This is a genomic window from Candidatus Thiodiazotropha sp. AKAK3, from assembly GCF_058244645.1.
The window spans coordinates 1-3,484 of the sequence record NZ_JBSYOQ010000031.1 but is presented as its reverse complement, the minus strand read 5'-3'; the positions used below and the strand labels follow the sequence as shown (position 1 = coordinate 3,484).

General features: G+C 48.0%; 3 protein-coding genes. All 3 read left to right on the top strand.

Translation table 11 applies throughout. The features are described from left to right. The first annotated feature begins 42 nt into the window (after positions 1-42). Positions 43-1,050 carry a transposase gene (locus AC4IE7_RS05240; protein ID WP_490775759.1) on the top strand — a complete coding sequence of 336 codons (1,008 nt, stop codon included), beginning with the start codon at positions 43-45 and terminating at the stop codon, positions 1,048-1,050. Between the two features lie 126 nt (positions 1,051-1,176). After that, a complete protein-coding gene (locus AC4IE7_RS05235) occupies positions 1,177-1,305 on the top strand; it encodes a hypothetical protein (protein ID WP_490775758.1) in 129 nt (42 codons plus the stop codon). 132 nt (positions 1,306-1,437) lie between these two features. Next, positions 1,438-3,484: hypothetical protein (locus AC4IE7_RS05230; protein ID WP_490775757.1), on the top strand; the 2,047-nt coding region annotated here is incomplete at its 3' end.

The following is a 3,484-nucleotide window of genomic DNA, read 5'->3' as shown; positions in this document are numbered from 1 at the left end:
TAAGTTTTATCTTGAAATATCAGAAACAACATGGAGGTTGTTATGACAAGAGCCCGTCAATCTTTAGTGAGCTTGGAAGCCACCCCTTTCTACCACTGTATCTCCCGCTGTGTACGTCGTGCCTGGTTATGCGGAGATGATCCCTACACCGGCGAGAGCTTTGAACATAGACGCAAGTGGGTGCTTGATCGACTGCGTCAGTTGTCAGAAATCTTCGCAATCGATATCTGCGCCTATGCGATCCTGTCAAATCACTACCATGTCGTACTACATGTCGATAGTGAAAAGGCGAAAGCCTGGTCAGAGCGAGAGGTGATATTGCAGTGGACTCAACTCTATAAAGGGCACTTGTTGGCAGATCGTTATTTGTCAGGTAATTCAATGACTACAGCAGAAAGAGCTGCGCTCTCAGAGTTGATCGAAGAGTGGCGGCTACGTCTATATGATATCAGCTGGTTCATGCGCTGCCTGAATGAGCACTTAGCGCACAAAGCGAATGAAGAAGATAAATGCAAGGGTCGTTTTTTCGAAGGACGTTTCAAGAGTCAGGCCTTACTGGATGAGGGCGCACTGCTGACCTGTATGAGCTATGTGGATCTAAATCCGATAAGAGCCTCCATGGCAGAAACGCCAGAAGATTCAGAATTCACCTCGATACAAGAACGTCTAAAAGCCTACAGCCAGCAGCAGAAACCAGATAGTACAAAGCAGTCCACAAAGCTGTTTCCATTCGTAAGGATACAAGGTAATGCCCCCTTGAATGGAATTGACTTTGATGAAGAAGACTACTATCGATTGGTCGACTGGACGGGAAGAGCGATACGTGATGATAAGAGAGGCGCAATACCCGAAGAATTGGTGCCGATACTTGAACGGTTGAAATTGAATCCTGATGCCTGGTTAAGAAGTATAAAGTACTATAACAGAGACTATTTCACAGCGGTTGGAGCGATTGATCGGATAAAGGCTTATGCTCAATCCATGGAGAAGTGCTGGTTCCAGGGTCAAAGTGCAGCGAAAAGTAATTATCGTCTTGTCGTAGTTGGATAGGGAGAGAAGCGATCAAGAATCTGGCAATAGATTTCAGAACATTTAAAGTTGGGGTGTCCTCAACTACTCAATTATCCTGGCTTTCAAGCTGTTCAGTGCACTTGGAAATGTGTTAAGAGATAGATAATGGGTGACCAAGAGCGTAATAAAAAAGCATCAATACTGAAAGTCATAGTATGGGCAGCAATTGCACTTTGGGTGATATTTGTCGTTCTAGTAAAGCTAAAATTTGGTTTTTTTGGTTTTGAATTATAAATAAAGATATGGGACACCCCAACAAATATTGATAAATTCAAGTCAGTGATATAGGATTTTCAAAAGAACTTGAATCAACATGATAAACTGGACTGCCCACGAAAAGGAGTTGCGATGATTAGGAGGGGCAGCGTGGTACGGTCTTACATTCAAACAATCTTTTTGATTTTAACGTTATTGATTGCATCAAGCTGCAATCAGTCTTCGAACAGCAATAACGAAACAGACCCCAACGGAACCAGCGCCGACATTAGCATAGCGCTGGATGTAGGCAACGCCACAACAGAATCCGTTGAAGCGCTTTTTCATCCTGGGGTTGTCGGCTACGGCCTTTTGGCACTGGATAAAAACGGTAACAACTTTATTCCCGCCTATTTCGGCCTGAACGAATATCTTGACGCCACTAGCGACCGCGGTGGCTATGTGGTGATCGACGAGCTAAGTGATCGACTGAGAAGCATGACCGCCCTCGGCGATGACACAGAACTACTGAGCCACCTGAACGAGGTAAACGAGGCCGTCTCCCTTATTGATCTGCGCAATAACAGGGTGCAACTGCTACTTGGCTGCGCGCTGCCGGACGCACTCTCCAAATGGAGTGGCTACAACCACAACATTCGTAGCGGCTACAATAATGATGATTCCGCTCAACCTCTGTATGCCTGTGCCCCGTTGAGAGACGATGCGGCAAGAGCTACCTGGCAACGCCTGATGCAGTCCACAGCCGAGTTTTTCAGCGCTTATGGGGACAAGGTGGTCTTTATCATCGGCAACGAACCTGAGACCTATTTCGGAGGCGATTTTAATGAGCTTTATGACCTTTTTGAAACCACTGCGAGCGGCTTAAGGGCCGGTAACCCCAATGTAAAGATCGGCGGCCTCACCACAAGCCATTACGACCAGAGCATTCTGAATAAAGCCTACCTGACCTACCATGATGATCCGGATCTGAGCAACAATATCGACGAAAGTTATTTCACGTCGGAGATTCAGGATCTGGGACTACCATTGATAGAAGCCTGGCTGCAGAGACTGCAGCAAAACAGCCTGCCCATTGATCTCATCCAAACGAAAAACTTCAACGGCAACCCATCCCCCGCGACCAGCGGCTTTTGGGTGGATGAGATTGCCGAGATAGAATCCTGGCTGCAAGCGAATCCACAAGCCCACAGCGGTAGCGTGGATATGTTCTATACCGATTTTCCCGGCTGGCATACTGTCTGTGCGGAAGACAATCATGGCGATCGGGAGTCAATCTGGGACTCGGAGTACTTTCCCGCCTGGTATGTGAGTACCTATATTGCCATGAAGGCCTATCAACTTGGGCACACGGGTGTCATCAACAACGTTGAACCCCTGCTTGCCTTTCTGATCGAATACGGCTATTCCACCTTCTTCCATACCTCCTGTGAAACCGACCAGTCGAGACCTGCCGGATTCAACGGTTCAATTAGCCTTAGTGCAGGCCAAACATCCATTGGTGGACAAGAGATAAAAACCTATATCCCCAAACCTATCCTCAACAGCTTGCACCTTTTGACGGGATTCAATGGCTCCCTGATTCCTCTGGATAGCGGTGACAGAAATGTGCATATGGTGGCGTCCTACGATAGCTCCAACGGTGAGACCGCCATACTTATCAGTTACTTTCTACCGTCAGCCTTAAACTATCATACTGCCGGATTCCAAGGGTATGAGTGGGGGCAGCTATTCAAGAATAACTATGGCATAGCCTATGATAAGGATGAATTGAGTGAGATGACCCCCAACCCTATGCTGCAGACCTACATGGACGACCCTGAGAGACCAAAAGATCTCATAACTGACCTGCTGCAGGGACCACAAACACTCAACATCGATGACCTTGGCGTCAGCCCTGAATTTAGCGCATTCCTGAGTGCCAGCCGCGAAGCTGGCATGGCAAACCAGGTACTTAAGGAGGAGGCTGAAACTGGTCGATACAAAACCCTCTCCATCAACCTCGAGGGACTAGTGGCAGGCAGCTACACTCTGCAGCGGCAGGTTGTCGACAAGGAGCACGGCAACGCCAATACCCATCGCTATGTTATTCACGACGACCTGGAGTCAGCCTACGCCTCTGGCGGGATTGATGCCCTCAAGGCTGCTGCCATTAGTTATCATGACCAGTATGGCGTGAACTCCACGCGCCTGCTAGACC